Raw genomic sequence first — 22,315 nt, forward strand, 5'->3', positions numbered from 1 at the left:
AAATAAAGGAAAAAAGGAATATATTAAGTAAGATGTGGAAGAAAGTTTTTATAAAAATAATTAAATATGTTTAAAATAAAAAATACACACCTCTAATTAGTGTGTATTAAATAAGATTGTTTATTTTCTTTTAAATTTTAACATAGTAACAACTATTGGAACTGTTATAAGAGCTGATACTATAGCTTCAGGAACTCCATTTGTTAATCCAACAGTAAGTAATGTTCCTGCAACAGCTTCTCTTGAAATTTCTCTTGCTTGTGCATATCTATCAAGATAAAGAATATAAGTTAAACCTAAAACTCCAACTGTATTAGTTAAAGTACCTAAAATTGCTGAAATTCCAACGCATATTCCAGTATTTTTGATTTTATGTTTTAATAATTTAAATGAATAATAACTGATAACTCCAATTAATATTCGAGGAATTAATGCAATTATAGGATTCCAAAAGATAAATGAAGTTAAACCAGGTGCTGTGATATTTTGATACATTGAAAATAAACCAAAAATTAATCCAACAGCAATACCAACAATAGGACCCTCTAATAATGCACCTATAATAACAGGAATATGCATTATTGTAAGACTAAAAATTGGTAAGCGAATTAATCCTAAGCCACTTATACCAAGGAAAATAGAAATTCCACCTAATGCACCAATAAGAACAAGCCTTCTAGTTTTATTACTAGAATTAGTATTTCTTTTCATTTGTTTCTCTCCTCATAAAAATAATGTTCAATTTTAAATTTAATATAAATATGGAAAATATTCAAGTATTATTAAAATGATGAAGAAATAATATTAAAAATCATAAAAGAAAATATTGAATATGATGATATTAATATTATATTATGAAAGTGTAAATTAATTATATAAGGAGAGGATAAAATGAATTTATTTACTATCGATGGATTAAGTTTTAATAAAGAGGATTTTCTAGACAATATAAATGAATATGAGGATATAATTGCAATAATTGAGGAATTACAAGAAAATTTAAAATATGATGAAATTGAGTGCGTTGGGGAAAACGAATGTTGTAATAAAACTAAAAAAAATTACATAGTTGAAATTCAAGGATTTATAAATCAAAATGATGAATTTATAACTATGGAAGAGGCAAAAGAAAATAATCAATTAAATAGTGGAGTTATGGACTTATTTGTAATTAGGTTATATAAATGTGTAGATTGTGGGAAATGGATAATAGATATATTGGAGTAATTATTAATGATATCAAAAAATAATAGCTTTAAAGATATAACAGAAAAAATAAAGTTTTATATAAGTAATTTTACAGTAAATATAAAGAAAATAATTAAAAAAAATAAGCTTATAGTTGTTTCTTTATTTTCATTTATTATATTTATGTTGGTTAGTATGTTTTTTTTAATTAATTTAAATCAAGATAAGATTATAGATAAATTAAATGAAGCGCTATTAAATGAAAATAAAGTAAGAATTTCTAAATTTGTAATGGTTAATGAAAAAAAAGTTTCTGAGCAGGAATTAGAACCATTAATTAACTATTATAATGAAAATCAAGAAAAAATAACAAATTTAATAAATGGATTAAGAACAGAGGGAAGATATGGTGCTTTTAAAGTTATAGTTAAGAAAAATATTTTTTATAAAAGATACTATATAAATATAAATACTGTAGAAATTGAATTTACATCAAATTTAAATAATATTGAAGTTGAATTTGGAAATAAAAAATTTAAGTTAATGAATGAAGCAAAATTTGATGTTATACCAGGAATTTATGAATTAAAATATACTTATAAAACGGAATACGGTGATATTACTGAAAAAGTTAATTTAAGTATAGTTGAAAATAAAAAAATAAATCTTGATGTCAATGGAAACTATATTACTTTATATTCTAATTTTAATGATGCTGAAGTTTTTATAAATGATAAATATACTGGATTATCAGCAAAAGATATTGTTAATTTTGGGCCTATACCAAGGGATAAAGAAATTTTAATTAAATTAAAAAAAGAGTTTCCTTGGGGCAAAATAGAAAGTGAAGAAGTTGATATAAGTAATAAAGAATATTTAAAGCTTGATATTAATATGGCAAATGATAATTTAATTAATATGATAAATCAAGATATAAGTAAATTTTATAATTCAGTATTTGAAGCATTAAATAAAAAAAATAAAGATGAAATACTAAACTGTACTGAAGAAGTAAAAGATACAATTTATAGTTACATAAATGAAAAGAGTATTTTGTTTTCTAATAATTATGAAATTAATAATATAAATGTTGAAATTGAAAAAAGTGATTTTAGATATGAGGATTACATATATAAAGCAAGTATATTAACTAAAGCAAGTTATAACATTTCTAAAAATCTACTTCCGTTTTTAGAAACAAAATATGAAAATTATTTTTTATTAAATTTGGAATATGTAGAAAATGGATTTAAAGTAATAAGAATACAAAAGATAAATATAGATTAGTAGATATAACAACAGATAATGGGGGAAAATATGAATTTTAAAGATAAAATTATTTATTCTGTTATAATTGCATTAACAATTAATACAAGCTATGTTTTTGCAGAAAAAAGTAATTCTATAAAAAATGAGATAAATGAAAATAAAGATAAAATTCAAAGTTTAGAGGAAGAAAAGTCGAATATAAATAATCAAATTGAGAAAAATCAAAATGAAATTGATAATTTACAAAGTAGTATTACTGAAAAGGAAAATGAGTTATATAATATTCAAAAAAAAATAAGTAGTTATCAAAAAGAAATAGATAATATTCAAGTAGAAATAACAAAATTAAATTTATCTATAAAAGAAAGTAAATTAGAAGTAGAAAATAAAGAAAATTATATTTTAGAATTGAAAAAAGAAGAAAAACGACTTAAAGAATTATTAGATTCTAGAATAAGAAGTGTTTATAAGGTTGATTTATCAAGGCAATGTGTTTATATGATATTAAAGAGTCAAAATATATTTGAGGTATTTCAAAATTTAACTAATATAAATAAAATAGTAAGTTTTGATAAAGAAATAATAAAAACTTATAAAGAAAATCAACAAATAATTTCAAATGAAGTTGCAGAAATAAAAATAAAAATAAAAGAACAAGAAGAAGATCAACTTGTTATAGAGGAAAAACAAAGTGAAATTATTAATGCTAAAAATGAAGTAGTTGCTATTCAAAAGGAAGAGGAAAATAAAAGAAATGAACTTTTAGCATTACAAAGAGAAAAGAAAAATACGGTTATAGCATTAGAAGAAAATAGTGAAAAAATAAATGGAAAAATTGCTGAAATAGAAGAACATAATAAGGAGTTAGAAGCTGAACTTGATAGAATAATTAACAATGTTAGTGGAAGCAACGGAAGTGGAGGAAATTTAGTAACGGAAAGTGGATTTTTGAGGCCTATTTCAGGAAGGATTACAAGCAATTATGGTTATAGAGTAAATCCTGTTACTGGAGAGTACAAGTTGCATAAAGGAATAGACTATGCAGGTAATTATGGTGACCCTATTAAAGCGTCTAAAAGTGGTGTTGTTGAGTATTCAGGATGGATTAGTGGATATGGAAATACAATTATTTTAGGTCATGGAAATGGAGTTCAAACATTATATCCTCATGCTCAAACACTAAATGTTAGTGTTGGAGAAAAGGTATCACAAGGTGATGTTATTGCAACTGTAGGTTCAACTGGAAATAGTACAGGTCCTCATTTACACTTTGAGATAAGAATAAATGGACAACCTGTAGATCCTTTACAATATATACCTTATTAACAAAAGAGGGGATGTCGCATTAAGAATAAATACTACAATATATTGTGTATAAAAGTTTTAGGGCGACATCCCCTTTTGAATAAGCAATACATATAATGAAAATACTATTTAAATATGTTAATATTATTAAAGTTTATGGTAGTAAAAAATAAAAAAAACACCTGTGCAAAACTTGCACAGGTTAAGGGATTACAATCGCTTAAGAAAGGGAATAAGCGATTGTGTGGGGTTTTATTAAAACTCTATAATCTTGTAAAATTATAGAGTGGTATGGGCTATTAATTATAGTATCTTATAAATACTATAACTTTATTATACAATATAATTTAATAAAATCAAATAATATTTACAAAAAAAGATGAAAAAAATTTTTTTATGTATAAAAATAGAAAAAATGAAGGAAGAGTTAAAGATGAAAAGTGACTTTTATAAGGAAATGAAAACAAAAAAAAGAGAAAATGTTTTAAAAGATACTCCTGAATATGAAGCGTATTCAGAAAATGAAGTTAAATTGACAATTGAGGAAATGAGGGGGTTAGGGCTTGTTTCTTGTGGTGGATGCTGTAGCAAAAATAAAGGAGGTTGTAGCAAGAAGAAAGGATGTAATACTGGATGTTGTATAAAAAGTTAATAAGATAAAATTAAAAAAATAAAATGTCGAATTATGGCGTAGAAGAGTTTGGGAAAATGTATTTTTAGAATGATTAAAAAATTGTTATACCAAATTATAGAAATAATCTAAAGTATAAACTATTAAATGTTGATGAAGATTACTATATTATATATAGTGTAATATATGAGTTAACTATATATTGATTTTTAATTTTTATGAACAAACATTTGAAAAAATTAGCTTTAATATGTTATAATAAGCTAGTTGTATTAATCAAACAAGAGATACTTTTTTAGGAGGAATATACAATGGAAGCTAAAATGGAAAAAATCGATGTAAATGTCGTTAAATTTGAAGTAAAGGTTGAAGCAGCTAAGTTTAGCGAAGCTTTAACAAAAGCTTATAAGAAAAATGTTAAAAAATTCAACGTACCAGGATTTAGAAAAGGTAAAGTTCCTATGAACGTTGTTAAACAATATTATGGATTAGGAGTTCTTTTAGAAGATGCTGTTAACTTTGCAATAGAAGAATCTTATAGCGAAGTATTAAAAGAAAATAACATAATCCCAGTTGACTATCCAAAAGTTGATGTTGTTCAAGTTGAAGAAGGAAAAGACTTTATCTATACAGCTGAAGTAACTGTTTATCCAGAAGTTGAATTAGGAGAATATAAAGGATTATCAGTAGAAAAGAAAACTTATGAAGTAACTGAAGAAGAAGTTTCTAAGAAGCTTAAAGAAATGCAAGAAAAGAATGCTAGAGTTGAAACTAAAGAAGAAGGAACTGTTGAAAATGGAAACATAGCAGTTATCGACTTTAAAGGATTCGTTGATGGAGAAGCATTCCAAGGTGGAGAAGGTCACGATTATTCTCTAGAAATTGGTTCAAAGACTTTCATTGATAATTTTGAAGAGCAATTAGTTGGAGCAAAGGTTAATGATACAGTAGAAGTAAATGTTACTTTCCCGGAAAATTATGGTAAAGAAGAATTAAATGGTAAGCCAGCTAAATTCGAAGTTACTATTAAAGAAATAAAGGTAAAGGAATTACCAGAATTAGATGATGAATTTGCTAAAGAAGCTTCAGAATTTGAAACAATAGCAGATTTAAAAGCTGATGTTACTAAAAAGTTAGAAAAAGCTAACACTGAAAGAGCAGAAAGAGAATATGAAGAAGCTGTAATAAATGCTGTTGCAGAAAATGCAAAAGTTGAAATTCCAGCTGTTATGGTGGAAAAAGAAGTAGATAAAATGGTTCAAAATTTAGAACAAAGATTACAATATCAAGGTTTAACTTTAGACCAATACTTCCAATTCACTGGAACTGATGAAGCAAAAATGAGAGAATATATGAGAGAAAATGCAGGAACTAAGGTTAAAGTTGATTTAGTTTTAGAAGCAATAGAAAAAGCTGAAAACATAGATGCAACTGAAGAAGAAATAAAAGAAAAAGCTATAGAAGTTGCTAAAATGTATTCTGCAACTGAAAATGATAAAATGGTAGACTTATTAATGCAAAGTCAACAAGCTGCATTAAGAGCTGATGTAATGAGAAATAAAACATTAAACTTAATACTAGGAAAATAATAAATAGACCTAATTTAATTGCCAGAAGAAATTCTGGCAATTATTCAAATATTTCTTTAACAAAATAAAGTAAATTTTATATAATTTTAATATAATTACTTTTGAATAGTTGGATATATTATTAAATAAGAAAGGGTTTAAAGAGAAAAGGAGGTAATTAAGTATGAGCAATTATATTCCATACGTTGTAGAACAAACAGGCAGAGGAGAAAGGTCTTACGATATATTCTCAAGACTTTTAAAGGACAGAATAATAATGCTTAGTGGTGAAGTAAATGATGTAACTGCTAATCTTGTGGTGGCTCAGTTATTATTCTTAGAAAGTGAGGATCCGGATAAAGATATATATCTTTACATAAATAGTCCAGGAGGATCAATTACTTCAGGAATGGCTATTTATGATACTATGCAATATATAAATTGTGATGTAAGTACAATTTGTATAGGAATGGCAGCTTCAATGGGAGCATTTTTATTAAGTAGTGGAGCAAAAGGTAAGAGATTTGCTCTTCCAAATAGTGAAATCATGATACATCAACCTTTAGGTGGATTCCAAGGTCAAGCAACTGATATAGATATTCATGCAAAAAGAATATTAAAAATAAAGGAAACTTTAACAAGAACAATGGCCGAATCTACTAATGGTAAAGTGGATTATGAAACTATGGTTCAAATGTGCGAAAGAGATAATTTCATGAGCGCTGATGAAGCATTAAATATTGGATTAATTGATGAAGTTATAGTAAAGAATAAAAAATAATTTTGGCAATGTTTATGCCAAAGTGAGGTGAGGTTATGGCTAAATACGAAGATAAGAAGCAGTTAAAATGTTCATTTTGTGGCAAAAATCAAGATCAAGTTAAAAGATTAATTGCTGGTCCAGGTGTATATATTTGTGATGAATGTATAGATTTATGTTCAGATATAATTCAAGATGAATTTGAAGATAATGTAGAATTAGACACTACGGTTCTTCCAAAACCTAATGAAATTAAAGAGTACTTAGATCAATATGTAATTGGTCAAGAAAGAGCTAAGAGAGCATTATCTGTTGCTGTGTATAATCACTATAAAAGAGTAAAAGCAAATATGGTAGATGATGATATAGAACTTCAAAAGAGTAATATATTATTATTAGGTCCTACAGGTTCTGGTAAGACACTTTTAGCACAAACATTAGCTAAATTCTTAAATGTTCCATTTGCTATAGCAGATGCAACTACATTGACTGAAGCGGGATATGTAGGGGAAGATGTAGAAAATATATTATTAAAATTAATACAAAATGCTGACTATGATGTAGAAAAAGCTGAAAAAGGTATAGTATATATTGATGAAATCGATAAGATTGCTAGAAAATCTGAAAATCCATCAATAACAAGAGATGTATCTGGTGAAGGTGTTCAACAAGCTTTATTAAAAATATTAGAAGGTACAACAGCTTCTGTTCCACCACAAGGTGGAAGAAAACATCCACATCAAGAGTTTATTCAAATTAATACTTCAAATATTTTATTTATTTGTGGTGGAGCTTTTGATGGAATTGATAAAATTATTCAAAAGAGAACAAGAGTTAGCACAATGGGATTTGGTGCAGAAATTCAATCTAAAGAAACAAAAGATGTAGGAGAATTATTAAAAAATGTTCTTCCAGAAGATTTATTAAAGTTTGGATTAATTCCAGAGTTTGTTGGAAGATTGCCAATGGTAGTTTCTTTAGAATCATTAGATCAAAAAGCATTAATTAATATTTTAAGTCAACCTAAAAATGCATTAGTAAAACAATATAGTAAATTATTTGAAATTGACAATGTTGAATTAGAGTTTACTGATGATGCACTTAAAGCAATTGCTGATGAAGCTATAGCAAGAAAAACAGGAGCTAGAGGTTTAAGAGCAATTGTAGAAGATTTAATGATAGATGTTATGTTTGATGTACCTTCTGATGAAAATATAAGTAAAGTTATTATAACAGAAGAGTCAATTAAGTTTAAAAAATTACCTGAATTAGTAAGATTAGGTGAAAATGAAGTTAGACCTGTTTTAAAATCAAAAAAAACTAAAAAAAGAAAGGGCATGGAAACTGCCTAAATGAATACCTCTAGTTATCTAGGGGTATTTTTTTATTAATAAAATAGAAAATATTATTTGATATCACAATAATTGGAATAATAGATTTGCTAAAAGTTAATAATAAAAATAAAACTTATAAAAAGGTAGGGTAAATATTTATGAGTGAAGTAATGATTATTTTGCAAATGATAATGTTAATTTTATTTATTATCTATTTGTTTAATAATAATAGAGCAATGAATTCTAAGAGTGTGGTTATTGATAAAGAAAATAAAAAGGAAATGGAAAAACTCTTAAAAATGAAAAGAATAAAGCTTACAGAGCCATTAACAGAAAAAAGTAGACCTACTTGCTTTGAGGAAATAATAGGTCAAGAAGATGGAATTAAAGCATTAAAAGCGGCTATTTGTGGACCAAATCCACAACATGTTATAATTTATGGGCCGCCGGGGATTGGAAAAACTGCAGCAGCAAGATTAGTATTAGAAGAGGCTAAAAAAAGGGAAAGGTCACCTTTTGGAAAAGATGCTAAATTTGTAGAAATAGATGCAACAACGATTAGGTTTGATGAAAGAGGTATTGCAGATCCATTAATTGGTTCAGTTCATGATCCAATTTATCAGGGGGCAGGTTCTTTAGGTATAGCTGGAATACCACAACCTAAGGCTGGAGCAGTTACAAAAGCTCATGGAGGTATTTTATTTATTGATGAAATAGGAGAATTACAACCAATAGAAATGAATAAATTACTTAAAGTGCTAGAGGATAGAAAGGTTTTTTTAGATAGTTCATATTATAGTTCTGAAGATCCTAATATGCCTACTTATATTAAAGAAATATTTGATAACGGATTACCTGCTGATTTTAGACTTATTGGAGCAACAACTAGAAATCCAGATGAAATAATTCCAGCAATTAGATCACGATGTGTAGAAGTATTTTTTAGAGGGTTAAAACCAAATGAAATAAAGGAAATTGCTAAGGAGGCTATTAACAAGGTTGGACTAAAAGTAAGTGATAATGGATTAAATATTATAAGTAGGTTTTGCAGTAATGGAAGAGAGGTAGTTAATTTAATTCAATTATGTTCTGGAATAGCAATTAATGAAGAAAGGAACTACATTACAGAAGAAGATATTAAATGGGTAATAGAAAATGGGCAATATACAGAAGTAGAAGAAAAGAAAGTATCAAAAAAACCTATGGTAGGAGTTGTAAATGGGTTAGCTGTGTATGGTGCCAATTTAGGCATTCTTATGGAAATTGAAGTAACTGCAAGAAAAATAAAAGGAAGAAAAGGTGAACTTAAGGTTTCTGGAATAGTAGAAGAAGAAGAATTTTCAATGAATAATAAAAAAATAAAAAGAAAAAGTACAGCTTTTTCATCAATACAAAATGTATTAACAGCATTAAATAATATATATAATTTAAAATGTGATGAATATGATATACATATAAATATACCTGGTGGAATACCAGTAGATGGTCCATCAGCTGGTATTGCAATTGCAACTGCAATATATAGTGCTATATTGAATAAACCAGTAAATAATAAAATTGCAATGACAGGTGAAATTAGTCTTTTAGGTATGGTTGGAGTTATTGGAGGAGTCAATGCAAAAATATTAGCAGCTAAAAGTGCTGGAGCAAATAAGGTAATAATTCCAAGTGGAAATTGGAATGAAAATTTTTTAAATTATAAGGGGATAAAAGTGATTCCTGTAAGTAATATTAAAGAAGTATTCAATTTAAGTATTTTAAATATAGAAAAAAGTGACATAAATATACTTTCAGCTAAAACTAATAAAAAATAAATTAAAGCGACAAATACTTTTTAGTAAGTATTTGTCGTTTATTATATGTAGAAAATTTTGCTGGAAAGTGATAAGCTTATATTATATACATCATAAAGTTGAAATAAATCGATTTTATGTGTATAATCTAAAAAGTTAGTTAGAATAATTTAAGGTGATTAGAATGGAGGGGGAAAATGAATAGTGAATCAATTTTATTACCAGTAATACCGTTAAGAGGGATTACTATTTTTCCCAATATGATTATACATTTTGATATTGGAAGAGAAAAATCAGTTGCATCTCTTGAACAAGCTATGTTGAAAGATGGAAATATATTTTTAGTAACTCAAAAAGATCCAAATCTTGAACTTCCTGAAGATAAAAATGATATATATAGTATAGGTACTATATGTAAAATAAAACAAATACTTAAGCTTCCAAAAGGAGGAGCTACAAGAGTATTAGTAGAAGGAATAGAAAGAGCTGAAGTTATAGACTTTATAGTTAATGAAACTTTTCTTGAATGTAATGTTAAAAAGATATTAGATAAGGAATCTGATGTTGAAGATAAGGAAGATACAGCTTTTAAAAATCAATTAATAAAGGCATTTGATGAATATATATATGCTACAGAATGTGATGAAAGTAAAGTATCAAGCTTAATTGATCAAGAAAATAATTTAAGTAAGATATCAGATTTAGTAGCTGCTTACATGCAATTAAGTGATGAAAAAAAGCAAATTATATTAGAAACTATAGATGTTCATGAAAGAATAGAAAAATTATTAATATTTATAGAAGAAGAAATTCAAATAGTTCAAATAGAAAAAGAAATAAGTAATAAGGTTAAAACAAAAATAGATAAAAGTAATAAAGAGTATTTTTTAAGAGAACAAATTAAAGCTATTCAACAAGAACTTGGCGAAGATGAACAAGCTAGAGAAGTCAGTAAATATGTAAGTTATCTTAGAAAATCTAAATTATCTAAACAAGTAAAAGAAAAAGCACAGTATGAAATAGATAGATTATTAAAGGCTAATTCTGGAGATGCTAATTATATTAGAAATTACCTTGATTGGTTAATAGCTTTACCATGGGGAAAAGCTACAAAAGATTCTTTTGATATAGATAAGGTTTCAAAGGTATTAGATGATGAACATTATGGATTACAAGAAGTAAAGGAAAGAATTTTAGAGTATTTAGCTGTTAAGCAATATACAAAATCACTAAAGGGACCAATCCTTTGTTTAGTAGGGCCTCCAGGTGTAGGTAAGAGTTCTATAGCTGAATCAATTGCAGATTCATTAAATAGAAAGTTTGTTAGAATTTCATTAGGTGGAATTAAGGATGAAGCTGAAATAAGAGGTCATAGAAGAACTTATATTGGTGCTATGCCAGGAAGAATAATTTATGCATTAAAGGAAGCTAAAGTAAATAATCCATTAATCTTATTAGATGAAATTGATAAATTAAGCAATGATTATAAAGGAAATCCAGCAGATGCGTTACTAGAAGTTTTAGATCCAAATCAAAATAAAACATTTAGGGATAGCTTTATGGAAGTTGATATTGATTTATCAAATATTTTATTTGTTACTACAGCAAATTCTCTAGAAACTATTCCAAGAGCACTTTTAGACAGAATGGAAATAATAGAGGTTTCAGGATATACTTATGAAGAAAAGTTTAATATTGCAAAGAAGCATTTATTAAAAAGAGTAATGAAAGAATGCAATGTTGATGAAAGTAAGATTAAAATATCTGATAATGCAATTAAAGAAATTATTAATGGTTATACTAGAGAATCTGGAGTAAGATCATTAGAAAGAGAAATTAACAAAGTTATTAGAAAAAGTATAATTGAGTTAATTAAGTCTAAAAAGGAAAGTATTAAAATTTCTTCAAATAATTTAGAAAAATATCTAGGACCTATAATTTATGAATTTGAAAATAAAGAAAAAGAAGATAAAGTTGGAGTTGTTACAGGATTAGCATGGACAGCATATGGTGGAGATACTTTACCAGTAGAAGTTGCAGTTATGAAGGGAAATGGGAAACTTGAATTAACAGGTCAATTAGGAGATGTTATGCAAGAATCCGCTAAAACAGCTTATAGCTATGTAAGAGCAAATAGTGATAAATATAATATATCAGAAGAGTTTTATAAGAAATATGATATTCATATTCATGTTCCAGAAGGTGCTGTTCCTAAAGATGGTCCATCTGCTGGAGTTACTATGGTTACAGCATTAGTATCTGCATTATCTAATAAAAAGGTAAAGGGTAATGTTGCAATGACTGGTGAGGTAACATTAACAGGAAGAGTATTACCTATAGGTGGTGTTAAAGAAAAATGTTTGGCAGCACATAGAATAGGAATAGATACAATAATTTTACCAAAAGAAAATAAAAAAAATGTAAATGAAATACCAACTTCAATTAAGAGCAAATTAAATTTAATATTTGCAGATAAAGTAGAAGAGGTATTACAAAATGCATTAATCGGAGTTGATATTAGTGATAATTAAAAATTCAGAGTTTATTATATCTGCTGTCAAAAGACATCAATATCCTATAGATGGTAGAAATGAAATTGCCTTTGTTGGAAGATCTAATGTAGGTAAAAGTTCTATAATAAATGCTTTAACAAACAGAAGAAAGCTTGCTAAGGTTTCTCAAACACCTGGTAAGACTAGATTAATTAACTTTTTCTTAATAAATAATGATTTTTACTTAGTTGATTTACCTGGATATGGATATGCAAAGGTATCTAAGAAGGAAAAAGAAAGCTGGGGAAAAACAATTGAAACTTATTTAACAGATAGGGATGAATTGAAAAGAGTAATTTTACTTGTTGATTCAAGACATAAGCCTACAGCAGATGACATTATGATGTATGAATGGATAAAACACTTTGATTATGATTGTATAGTTATAGCAACAAAAAGTGATAAATTATCTAATAATGAATTAGGAAAAAGCAGAAAATTAATTAAAGAAACACTTGGTCTTGGAAGTACAGATAAGTTTTATTTCTTTTCATCTTTAAATAAAAAAGGAAAAGATGAGTTAATAGATAATATATTTGAAGATTTATCAGAAGAAGCTAAGTAGAATTAAAAAAATGGGGCTGTCGCACTAAAAATTTTATACACAATATATTGTTTTAAAAAATAAAAATCAACATAATATATTGTAGTATTTATTCTTAATGCGACATCCCCATTTTTTTATCATAAAATAATAAAAAATTTTTTAGCCTTAAAATGAAAATAGTGTCAAATGAAAATAAAGGGAATAGTATATAGTATAAAAATAAAAAATAAATCCTTAGGAGGAATGTGAAGATGCCTAGTATGCATGATATGATTGACGAATTAAATGACATGGATTGTCCTAGCTATTCAGGGTCAGAAAGTATAAGCAATTGCAATTATGGATCTAATAATTATGGAACTAATAATTATGGTTTCGGTTGTGGATTTGGTAGTTGGATTTGGATATTATTAATTTTATTCTATGCAGGTCAAGGTGGAAGTGCTAATACAGGATGTTGTTATGGAAATAAAGGATCAAATAATTGTTGCTGTGGATATAATAACAATTCAAATAATGGATCATTTTACGGTGGAGGATATTTATTCTTACTAGTAATACTATTCTTATGTAATGGTACTTTTGGTTGTGGTAATAATGGATGTAATGCAAACTACAATGGAGCTCTACTATAATTTAGTAGGAAGGAGGAAGAGTTATGTCAAAGAAGAGAAATAAAAATTGTTGTCAAGAATGTTGTTGTGAGCCTTGTTGCTGTAATAATGCTGTAAGCAACATGAATAATACAGGATGTTGTGGAAATGTTTTTGGTGGATTAAATAATTGTGTAGCACCAATAATATTTTTATTAATAGCTTGTGGTTCAGGACTTCTTAATAATAATTGCTCATATCTAATAATTTTATTATTCTTACTATGTGGTGGATCTTATGGAAATCTATTTGGAGGAAATACCGTAGGAAGCAATTGCTGCTGTGAAAGTAACTGCTGCTGCTAGTTAAGAGGATGGAGGGTTCTAAAAGACCCTCCAAAAAAATGTCTTTTTTATAAACATATATTAGTTAATTACATATAATAGAGTAAAGAAATAAAATGGAGGTACTTATATGTCCAAGCGTAAGCATAAGGATGGAAGAGATACTAATTGTATGAATACAACAAATAATAGAAATAATGCTAACGTAAATAATATGAATAATAATAGAGCAACATATAATAATGGACCATTTGGTATAAATCCTAATCAATTATTGAGTAGTATGTTTGGAAATATTGATATGAATCAGATAAATAGTTTACTGCAATCAATGAGTACACAAGGATTTGATTTTAATAATTTAAATTTAGGAAATTTAATGGGCAATATGGGCAATCCAATGAGTTCAGATGGAAATATCAATAATAATTCAAATAATCAAACCAATCAACGTTCAAAAGAAAAAGGTAAGATTAATAGTAATGATGAAAATTTAAATAAGAACATGAATTTAGATATAAATGGTGAAAGAAATGATGAAAACATACAGATGTTAAGGGCAATTAGAACAATAGTTAACGGTGAAAGAGGAAAATTCATAGATAAGATAATTACTATGTATAATGATGGTATATTTGATGATTAAAATATTTAAAAATGTATAAAATTTAAGTATCAGTTAATACTATAACTGTACCGGAGAGTATTCTCCTATAGCAAATGAAGAGAAATCTTCATTAAAGCTAAACCCCCCATCCCCCTTTTGGGCCGCTTTTATAGCGGCCTTTTAAATTATTTTTTTAAAATTGATGAAATTTTGAATTGATTAGAATCTGTATATTCTACAGTTATATATAATATAAGTTCTTTAGGGTTAGAATTATCATTTGTAAAATTATTTTTTTGAAATGAAAGTGTCCAATAAAGGGTTGTAGGATTCCCAAATTCATCCCAAGTGCTATCATAGCAATAAGCTTTTTGAAAGCTATAGTTATAGTTATTTTTATTTAAGTTCCATAATAGTCCTAATTCTTCACTTTTTATATTATCAGTGAAGATATCAGGAACATCATCTAACTCATAATCAGCTTCAATGCAGTCAATAAATAATTGCATAGTAGCTAAAGAAGGTATTTTAGGGGCACTAAATGTTATATCTTTTAATGTTGAAGAATTTAAAATATAACCAGTAGTAGCTTCATCAGCTTTAAAGGAAGAAGTTGTATAAATTTTTGGAGTTCTTGAATTATTATAGTCAATAATAGCAAGAATATTATTTTGTGTAAAAAATACTTCTTGGAAACTATTATTTTTCCATTGAAAAATATAAAATGTAGATTGATTATTTTTTAATCCACTTATTATTATTTCTGGTATCTTATTTCTGTTTAAATCTATGTAAGAAATATTTATGGCACAATAGGGGGAAATATCAAGTAATGAGTAGTCAAATTCATTGCTTTTTAATAAGGTATCTCCAAAAGAATTTTTTATTTTTATTGAATAGATTGAATTTGTTGAAATTATAGAAAGTTCATCATTTTCTCCATCTCCATCGAAGTCATATTCATGATTATTTTGAATGTTATAACCAAAAGAAGGAATAGTCTTTACATTTTTTTTATATGTATTATGGTAAAAACTTAAAATGATAATTAAAGAAATTAATAGAGATAATTTTAAAATATTTTTTTTTACTTTATTAATAATATACATCATATCACCTCAGTAAATTATATGTAAAGATATGATTATTAATAACTTTAAGAAAATAAAAAAGTCAGTAGAACTTCTACTGACAATCTTTGCAAAATCCATAAAAGAAAAGCTTATTCCATTTTACCTTATAATTACTATTTTCTTCAACCATTTTATTTAATGGAGAAAAATCTACATTGCATAAGTCATTAACTTTACCACATTTAATACATTGTATATGTCCGTGTTCTTTACAGTTACCATCGTATCTAAAGTTTCCTTCACCGACATTTAATTCTTGAACTAATCCAATTTCAACTAAAGTCTTAAGAGTTTTATAAACTGTAGCAAGACTCATAGTTGGGTAATTAGGTTGTAGTGCTTTATAAATTGTTTCGGCTGAAGGATGTTCAGTTGTGCTTTTTAAGTATTGATAAACAGCTAATCTTTGAGGAGTTAATTTTAATTTTTTTTCTTTAAAAGTTAAAATTATATCTTCCATTAATGACACCTTCCTATATTTAGTTATTATAATTATATTAGAAAATATAATTATTTGTCAATAATATTTATTAATTAATAAATATAAATGTAAAAAATTGCATTGTAAAAATATTCATTATATGATATTGTGAATATAATAGTTGATGTATTGTGTGCGATATTTAAGCTTTAGTTGTGTATATTAAAGTTAGAAACTGCATAACATATAATTTGTTATTATATTTAAAATAAAGGAGGAGAATTTTTATGGCAAAATATAAAGTAGGCGATGAATTATTAATAATTAATGATCCAACTGAAGAAAATGAAAAATTAAAATCTTTAACTAAATTAACTCTTGATGGAGATTATGCCCAAATATCTTGGGGTTTAAAAATAGTAGATGTAGAATATGAAAAACCATATGTAACATTAACTTATACAAACGTTGAAGGTGAATTAAATAAAGTATTTGCAGAATGTAGAGATATTGAAAATTTTAATCAGCAAAAGGTATTAGAAAAAGCATTATTAAAAGCATTCCAAAATGAAATAATAAAAATTTCTGTAGTTAAGAATTCAGGTATTAAATAAAATATGATTTAAAGCACTAATTTTTTATTATAAAATGTACCCTATAGAGTAGACACGATAAAAAAAAGTCTACCCTATAGGGTTTTTCTATTTATAATAGAGTTATAAGATTAGGAGTGAGTATAAATGAGTAAAAAGTTATTTTCAAGTAAAGATATAGAAATACTATATAAAAATAAATATGTTAAAAAGGTTAGTGAAAAGGAATTACATATACTGATGAATTTAAAAGATTATTTATTGCCGAGAATGAAAAAGGTAAATCTTATCTATTTTTCAAACATGAACAGAAGGCGTATTTGTCAACTATTTTAGATGCGTCTACTAATGAGATTTTAGATTATAATATTTCAAAAAGTCTTAAAATTGATATAGTAACGGATACAATTGATAAATTAATTAAAAATAATAGTAGTCTTCTTAGAAATGACTCATTTATACATTCAGACCAAGGAGCTCATTATACAAGTCCGATATTTCAAAAGAAAGTTAAAACTTATAATTTAGGGCAATCTATGTCTAGGTGTGGTAACTATTGGGATAACGCCTCGCAGGAATCTTTCTTTGGACATTTAAAAGATGAAACCTCTATTAAAGAATGTGAAACGTTTGAAGAATTAGTTAAATAAATAACTGAATATATAGATTATTATAATAATTTTAGAGATCAATGGAATTTAAAAAAGATGACTCCTGTTCAATACAGAAATCATCTCTTAAATTAGTCTACTCTTTTTTAAACTGTCCTTGACAAAGTGGATAGTTTATTGAAATTAGTGCTTTTTTATTTTAAATAATATTAAAGTGTTGATTTGCTGATAAAATATGTTATATTATATATAAATAGTAAAAATGGTAGTATTTATAATAAGTTAAAATTTATGGATGCGCAAAGATGTTACATAAGTGATTATTTCAATAAAATTTGAAATGTAAAGTTATAGTTTTGTTTATAAACAATGGGGGTATGGGTTATGAGTAAGTGTCCATTTTGGTCAAATAAAAGGAAAAGAGTTAGTTGCAATGATGAATGTCCAATGAGTCCAACAAACAATAATAATGAAACTTGTCCTTTTGTTGAGCACTTAACAGGCGAAAGAGTTACTTTTAAGGGAATAGTTGATGAGAATTTTGTATATTCTCAAGAAGAATCTAATTTAGAATATATTATACCATCATATATTGAATATAAAGATCAATAAAGAAATCGCTGAGTTTTAATTCAGCGATTTCTTTATTAATTTGATTTTTCTAATAATAATTCTTGTTTTAAGTTCCATAACTTAGAAGAAAGATCTACATAATAAGTATGAGGATTTTCAAATCTTAATATTTCAGGCCATAATTTTGATACTTCTTGTTTAGAAAAATCTTTAATTTCTAAAACTGAAGGTGAAGAGTATACTTGATTACCTTTATCAAATATCTTAACAAGCAAATCTTTAGCGTAGAAGTTAGTTACTTTTTTTCTTTTCCAAGTATGAACTGGATCAAAAATTTCTAATTCAGAATTTTCATCTATTGATTCATCATTTAGTGAAATAATATCAGCTATAGCTACATCTGTTGTTTTATCAAATAATCTGTATATTTTCTTAAAACCAGGATTAGTAATTTTTTCGCTATTTTCACTAATTTTAATTTTGGGAATTATTTTAGAATCTTTTTCTACAGCAACAAGTTTGTAAACACCACCAAATACAGGTTCAGACTTAGCTGTAATTAATCTTTCACCAACACCAAAAGCATCTATACATGCCCCTTGAGCTAAAACATCTCTTATAATATGTTCATCAAGTGAATTAGAAACTATTATTTTACAATCAGAATAACCAGCAGCATCAAGAGCTTTTCTGCATTTTTTTGTTAAATAAGTTATATCGCCAGAATCTATTCTTATTCCTGTTGGTCTTTTACCAAGAGGAGATAATATTTTATCAAATACTTTTATAGCGTTTGGTAATCCAGACTTTAAAACATTATAAGTATCGATTAATAGAGAGCAGTTATCAGGATATGTCTCAGCCCAAGACTTAAATGCTTCATATTCAGTATCAAATAATTGAACCCAACTATGTGCCATTGTTCCAACAGCAGGAATATCAAAATATTTATCAGCAATTGTACAAGCGGTAGAATCACAACCACCTATAATAGAAGCTCTTGCACCGTAAATAGCACCATCATATCCTTGTGCACGTCTAGAACCAAATTCCATTACAGTTCTTTCTTCAGCAGCTCTACATATTCTATTAGCTTTAGTTGCAATTAAGGTTTGATGATTAATCGTTAAAAGAATCATAGTTTCAATAAATTGCGCTTGGACAACAGGGCCTCTAACTGTTACTAAAGGCTGATTTGGAAATACAGGATTACCTTCAGGGACAGCCCATACATCGCAAGTAAACTTAAAGTTTCTTAAGTAATTTAAAAATTCTTCTGAAAAAATATTTTTACTTTCTAAATATTTTATATCGCTTTCAGTAAATTTAAGGCTATTTAAATATTGAATTAATTGGTCTACACCAGCCATAATACAATATCCTCCACCATCAGGCACTCTTCTAAAGTACATGTCAAAATAAGCTATTCTATCTTCAACACCTTTATTAAAATAACCGTTAGCCATTGTTAATTCGTAAAAATCAACTAACATTGTAAGATTTCTTTCATTAGTAACGTCAAATCTCATTAAATTTTCCATATTTATCTCCTTTATTGAAAAATACCTAAAGATATTGTACAACTATATATAAATTATTACAATATGGTTATTTATATAAACATATTGTCAATAATTAAAATAAATAGTTTAAAGGAGAATATATAGTCAATTAAAATATTGACGAATGTGTTTAAAAGTATTAATGTGTGCTCAAGAAGTGATATTAATGAACAGTAAACACATAACAAATTACAAACCAAAAGATTTTGCTGAATTACTTGGAGTGAGTGTAAAAACCTTGCAACGTTGGGATAGAGAAAACATATTAAAGGCAAAAAGAACACCAACAGATAGAAGATATTATACTTACGAACAGTATTTAGAGTTTAAAGGTATCAATAGTGCTAACAATAATAGAAAGACGATTATTTATAGTAGAGTTTCTACTAATGGGCAAAAAGATGATTTAAAAAATCAGATAGAATTTCTTTTAAACTTTACATCTTCCAAAGGAATAATAGTAGATGAAATAATTGAAGATATAGGTAGTGGATTGAATTACAATCGTAGAAAATGGAATAAACTTATTGAAGAATGCATGGAAAATAAAGTTGATTCTATTATAGTAACTCATAAAGATAGGTTTATTCGCTTTGGATATGATTGGTTTGAACGATTTTTGAGTAAATATAATGTGAAAATAATAGTTGTAAATAACGAATTGCTTTCACCGAAAGAAGAATTAGTTCAAGATATAATTTCAATATTACATGTTTTTAGTTGTAGAATATACGGATTAAGAAAATATAAAATAAAGATAGAAAAGGATGAAGAAATTGCTAAAAGCCTACAAAGTAGAGATAAAACCAACAACAAAACAAATACAGAAAATCAATCAAAGTATTGGAGTTTGTAGATGGCTATATAATGAATATTTATCAAGGAAATATGAAAGTTTAAAATTAAGAAATAAAAAAGAGAAGGGAGAAGCTACTAGACAAAATATCCAAAAACAAATAGCTAAAGTACAAATACTTTATCAAAGACTTAACAATATAAGAACTGATTATATAAATAAAGTTGTAAGTAATGTGGTGAGAAACAAACCATCTTATATTACGATAGAAGATTTAAATGTTAAAGGAATGATGAGGAATAAGCATTTATCTAAAGCAGTAGCACAACAGAAATTTAATGAATTTAGAAATAAATTAGCAACTAAATGCAATGCTTTGGGTATAGAATTAAGAATTGTTGATAGATTTTATCCTTCAAGTAAACTATGTCATAAATGTGGTTCTATAAAAAAAGATTTAAAGCTTAAAGATAGAATTTTCAATTGTGATTGTGGGTATGTTGAAGATAGAGATTATAATGCGAGTCTTAATTTAAGAGATGCAAAAATCTATAAAATAGCTTAAACAAATTTTATAGATATGTACCGATGGCTAAGTCGGGAATTTACGCCTTTGGAGTGACATATCAAACTAAAGTAGTCTATGTTTATCAAGACAAAATAGGTCACGTTGAAAAAGGAAAAATCTCAATATTGATACGTTTGTCCATATTTCGAGTAGCAGAATATATGAAAGTATTATTAGATAATTATCAGGTTAATGCTATTAAAATAAAAGAAAAAAATGTTTTAGTAGTAGCAGCGCCTGGTTCAGGAAAAACTACAGTTATAATAAATAGGGTTAATTATTTAATAGAAGAAAGAAAAGCAAGGACAAGAGATATAATAGTTATAACATTTACTAAGGCAGCAGCAGAAAATATGAAAAATAGATATAAAAATACTTTTAATAAAACTGTTTCACCTTTTTTTGGGACTTTTCATGGGTTATTTTATAAGATTTTATTAAGAGAAGGATACAAAATAAATATTATAGAAAGTGGGAAATGTCATAGTATCATAAGAGTAATATTAAGTAAATACTTTGATGATGTTAATGATGATAAGATACGTGAAGTTTTAAATAATATTTCTCTTTTCAAAACTTCATTAGGAAATATAGAAAATTTTAAACCTACAATTTCTAATGAGATATTTAAGGAGTGTTATGAACAGTATGAAGAGTATAAAGCAAAGGAACAATTATGGGATTTTGACGATTGTGCGACACGTTCTTAACTGAAAAGGTTAAGCGTTGTAGAAGTAAATTTACAATAGAACTTGTAATTTGATAGTCGGAATGATAGGGTAACGCCTTGAAACGACTCCTTAATACTCCGAACTGCGTCTTGTAAGGTAATTTACAAGGGGTGGTAAGCTCGGTGAAGATGGCTGAGAAACACCGTAAGTAATAAGAAATTTAATATGAGTAGTATTGGAGAGTAAGATTACACGAAATGCGAACCAGAGGTGGTCGAGTGCTGATAGGTCTGAGGTCTATAAAATACCTATGGTTAGAATGTCCTAAGTAGGGACTGACGAATCTGCGAATGTACGGGTCTATACGAAGAATTCATAGAAATGTGAATGGCACATGAGTGCAACTTGTGAGGTAAAGTAAAATTGGTCGTTATGAAATTCCTTATAGTGTTATAGGCACTATCAAGCAAGTAGGTCTAAAGTGGAAACCTAAGGGTATATGTACAGATAAAATTACAGGAACGTGGAAAGCTAGCAACGAGGAGAAAATTACCGTCTATGATACGTTACTTAGGAAGACATAACTAAGTTTTATGCTAGTGAGAGTGAAGGCATAGTAGCAATGAGGTAGGGATAATAAACTACGGAGCGATAGCCTTTAGTCAATTCTTATTTAGAATATATTATTTACTATATTATAAGGTTCTAATATGACTAAAAGAAATCCAATCTCAAAGATTATGTATAAATAATAAAAGAGAGGAAGATTGACTTATAACGAGTTTTAAAACGCAAAAGAGAAATAGTTTACGATTTAATGAATATTATGATACACAAGACTTATTTGACGAACTATATGAAAGAAGTCAAAAAGGGGAAGTGTTTAAAGACTTAAT

Annotated in this window: 22 protein-coding genes and 2 pseudogenes; 20 read left to right on the top strand and 4 right to left on the bottom strand. The window is 26.8% G+C overall.

All coding sequences use genetic code 11. From position 1 onward, the window contains the following. Window positions 1–120: 120 nt before the first annotated feature. Window positions 121–711: an ECF transporter S component gene (locus ACUN06_RS04965; protein WP_291732679.1), complete on the bottom strand. Its 591-nt coding sequence runs from the start codon at window positions 709–711 to the stop codon at window positions 121–123. A 180-nt stretch (window positions 712–891) separates the two neighbouring features. On the opposite strand from ACUN06_RS04965, the gene ACUN06_RS04970 reads away from it, so the two are divergent. The 13 genes from ACUN06_RS04970 (at window position 892) to ACUN06_RS05030 (ending at window position 14,530) form a co-directional block, all read left to right on the top strand. After that, the gene (locus ACUN06_RS04970) at window positions 892–1,227 is read left to right on the top strand and encodes a hypothetical protein (protein ID WP_291732682.1); all 336 of its coding nucleotides are present in this window, start codon (window positions 892–894) and stop codon (window positions 1,225–1,227) included. Window positions 1,228–1,233: 6 nt separating this feature from the next. Next, window positions 1,234–2,475 (top strand): TcaA 3rd/4th domain-containing protein, encoded by a 1,242-nt coding sequence (locus tag ACUN06_RS04975; RefSeq protein ID WP_291732685.1) that lies wholly within the window; start codon window positions 1,234–1,236, stop codon window positions 2,473–2,475. A 30-nt stretch (window positions 2,476–2,505) separates the two neighbouring features. Then, window positions 2,506–3,783, top strand: coding sequence for a murein hydrolase activator EnvC family protein (locus tag ACUN06_RS04980; protein WP_294368560.1), 1,278 nt, complete (start codon window positions 2,506–2,508; stop codon window positions 3,781–3,783). Between the two features lie 412 nt (window positions 3,784–4,195). Beyond that, entirely contained in the window at window positions 4,196–4,414 is a 219-nt protein-coding gene (locus ACUN06_RS04985) for a hypothetical protein (RefSeq protein WP_291732689.1), read from the top strand. A gap of 290 nt (window positions 4,415–4,704) precedes the next feature. Then, a complete protein-coding gene (tig, locus tag ACUN06_RS04990) occupies window positions 4,705–5,982 on the top strand; it encodes a trigger factor (RefSeq protein WP_449390164.1) in 1,278 nt (425 codons plus the stop codon). A gap of 163 nt (window positions 5,983–6,145) precedes the next feature. Beyond that, window positions 6,146–6,742, top strand: a complete 597-nt coding sequence (gene clpP, locus ACUN06_RS04995) for an ATP-dependent Clp endopeptidase proteolytic subunit ClpP (RefSeq protein WP_294124961.1) — start codon at window positions 6,146–6,148, stop codon at window positions 6,740–6,742. Window positions 6,743–6,777: 35 nt separating this feature from the next. Continuing rightward, window positions 6,778–8,073 carry an ATP-dependent Clp protease ATP-binding subunit ClpX gene (gene clpX / locus ACUN06_RS05000; protein WP_449390165.1) on the top strand — a complete coding sequence of 432 codons (1,296 nt, stop codon included), beginning with the start codon at window positions 6,778–6,780 and terminating at the stop codon, window positions 8,071–8,073. A gap of 140 nt (window positions 8,074–8,213) precedes the next feature. Continuing rightward, complete coding sequence (lonB, locus tag ACUN06_RS05005) at window positions 8,214–9,869, top strand: ATP-dependent protease LonB (protein ID WP_294368552.1); 1,656 nt, start codon at window positions 8,214–8,216, stop codon at window positions 9,867–9,869. A 176-nt stretch (window positions 9,870–10,045) separates the two neighbouring features. Further along, window positions 10,046–12,379: an endopeptidase La gene (gene lon / locus ACUN06_RS05010; protein ID WP_449390166.1), complete on the top strand. Its 2,334-nt coding sequence runs from the start codon at window positions 10,046–10,048 to the stop codon at window positions 12,377–12,379. Continuing rightward, a complete protein-coding gene (yihA, locus tag ACUN06_RS05015) occupies window positions 12,369–12,965 on the top strand; it encodes a ribosome biogenesis GTP-binding protein YihA/YsxC (RefSeq protein ID WP_291732703.1) in 597 nt (198 codons plus the stop codon). The genes lon and yihA overlap by 11 nt, the downstream gene beginning before the upstream one ends. Before the next feature lie 233 nt (window positions 12,966–13,198). Beyond that, window positions 13,199–13,582: a hypothetical protein gene (locus tag ACUN06_RS05020; protein WP_294368547.1), complete on the top strand. Its 384-nt coding sequence runs from the start codon at window positions 13,199–13,201 to the stop codon at window positions 13,580–13,582. 23 nt (window positions 13,583–13,605) lie between these two features. Beyond that, a complete protein-coding gene (locus tag ACUN06_RS05025) occupies window positions 13,606–13,905 on the top strand; it encodes a hypothetical protein (protein WP_291732706.1) in 300 nt (99 codons plus the stop codon). Between the two features lie 109 nt (window positions 13,906–14,014). Then, window positions 14,015–14,530 (top strand): hypothetical protein, encoded by a 516-nt coding sequence (locus tag ACUN06_RS05030; RefSeq protein ID WP_291732707.1) that lies wholly within the window; start codon window positions 14,015–14,017, stop codon window positions 14,528–14,530. Window positions 14,531–14,676: 146 nt separating this feature from the next. Here the strand turns inward: ACUN06_RS05030 and ACUN06_RS05035 are convergent, their stop codons facing one another. Beyond that, complete coding sequence (locus ACUN06_RS05035) at window positions 14,677–15,603, bottom strand: hypothetical protein (RefSeq protein ID WP_294368545.1); 927 nt, start codon at window positions 15,601–15,603, stop codon at window positions 14,677–14,679. Window positions 15,604–15,676: 73 nt separating this feature from the next. Further along, window positions 15,677–16,084 (bottom strand): Fur family transcriptional regulator, encoded by a 408-nt coding sequence (locus ACUN06_RS05040; RefSeq protein ID WP_291732710.1) that lies wholly within the window; start codon window positions 16,082–16,084, stop codon window positions 15,677–15,679. A gap of 248 nt (window positions 16,085–16,332) precedes the next feature. On the opposite strand from ACUN06_RS05040, the gene ACUN06_RS05045 reads away from it, so the two are divergent. The 4 genes and pseudogenes from ACUN06_RS05045 to ACUN06_RS05060 all read left to right on the top strand — a co-directional run bounded on the left by ACUN06_RS05045 (window position 16,333) and on the right by ACUN06_RS05060 (window position 17,861). Beyond that, complete coding sequence (locus tag ACUN06_RS05045) at window positions 16,333–16,659, top strand: hypothetical protein (protein ID WP_291737165.1); 327 nt, start codon at window positions 16,333–16,335, stop codon at window positions 16,657–16,659. 126 nt (window positions 16,660–16,785) lie between these two features. After that, entirely contained in the window at window positions 16,786–16,974 is a 189-nt protein-coding gene (locus ACUN06_RS05050; protein WP_294366901.1) for a hypothetical protein, read from the top strand. Beyond that, a pseudogene (locus tag ACUN06_RS05055) lies at window positions 16,923–17,384 on the top strand (IS3 family transposase); the annotation flags it as partial. The gene ACUN06_RS05050 and the pseudogene ACUN06_RS05055, both read left to right, overlap by 52 nt. A 249-nt stretch (window positions 17,385–17,633) precedes the next feature. After that, the gene (locus ACUN06_RS05060) at window positions 17,634–17,861 is read left to right on the top strand and encodes a hypothetical protein (protein ID WP_291731547.1); all 228 of its coding nucleotides are present in this window, start codon (window positions 17,634–17,636) and stop codon (window positions 17,859–17,861) included. A 35-nt stretch (window positions 17,862–17,896) separates the two neighbouring features. Here the strand turns inward: ACUN06_RS05060 and ACUN06_RS05065 are convergent, their stop codons facing one another. Beyond that, the gene (locus ACUN06_RS05065; RefSeq protein WP_291731546.1) at window positions 17,897–19,363 is read right to left on the bottom strand and encodes a nicotinate phosphoribosyltransferase; all 1,467 of its coding nucleotides are present in this window, start codon (window positions 19,361–19,363) and stop codon (window positions 17,897–17,899) included. Window positions 19,364–19,565: 202 nt separating this feature from the next. On the opposite strand from ACUN06_RS05065, the gene ACUN06_RS05070 reads away from it, so the two are divergent. From ACUN06_RS05070 to ACUN06_RS05080, 3 genes and pseudogenes are all read left to right on the top strand, one after another. Further along, window positions 19,566–20,240 (top strand): IS607 family transposase, encoded by a 675-nt coding sequence (locus tag ACUN06_RS05070; protein ID WP_449390254.1) that lies wholly within the window; start codon window positions 19,566–19,568, stop codon window positions 20,238–20,240. Beyond that, window positions 20,200–20,745, top strand: a pseudogene (locus ACUN06_RS05075) (RNA-guided endonuclease TnpB family protein); the annotation flags it as partial. The gene ACUN06_RS05070 and the pseudogene ACUN06_RS05075, both read left to right, overlap by 41 nt. 23 nt (window positions 20,746–20,768) lie before the next feature. Then, the gene (locus tag ACUN06_RS05080) at window positions 20,769–21,458 is read left to right on the top strand and encodes a UvrD-helicase domain-containing protein (RefSeq protein WP_449390167.1); all 690 of its coding nucleotides are present in this window, start codon (window positions 20,769–20,771) and stop codon (window positions 21,456–21,458) included. Window positions 21,459–22,315: the final 857 nt, after the last annotated feature.

The organism is Clostridium sp. ETTB3 (assembly GCF_053571985.1).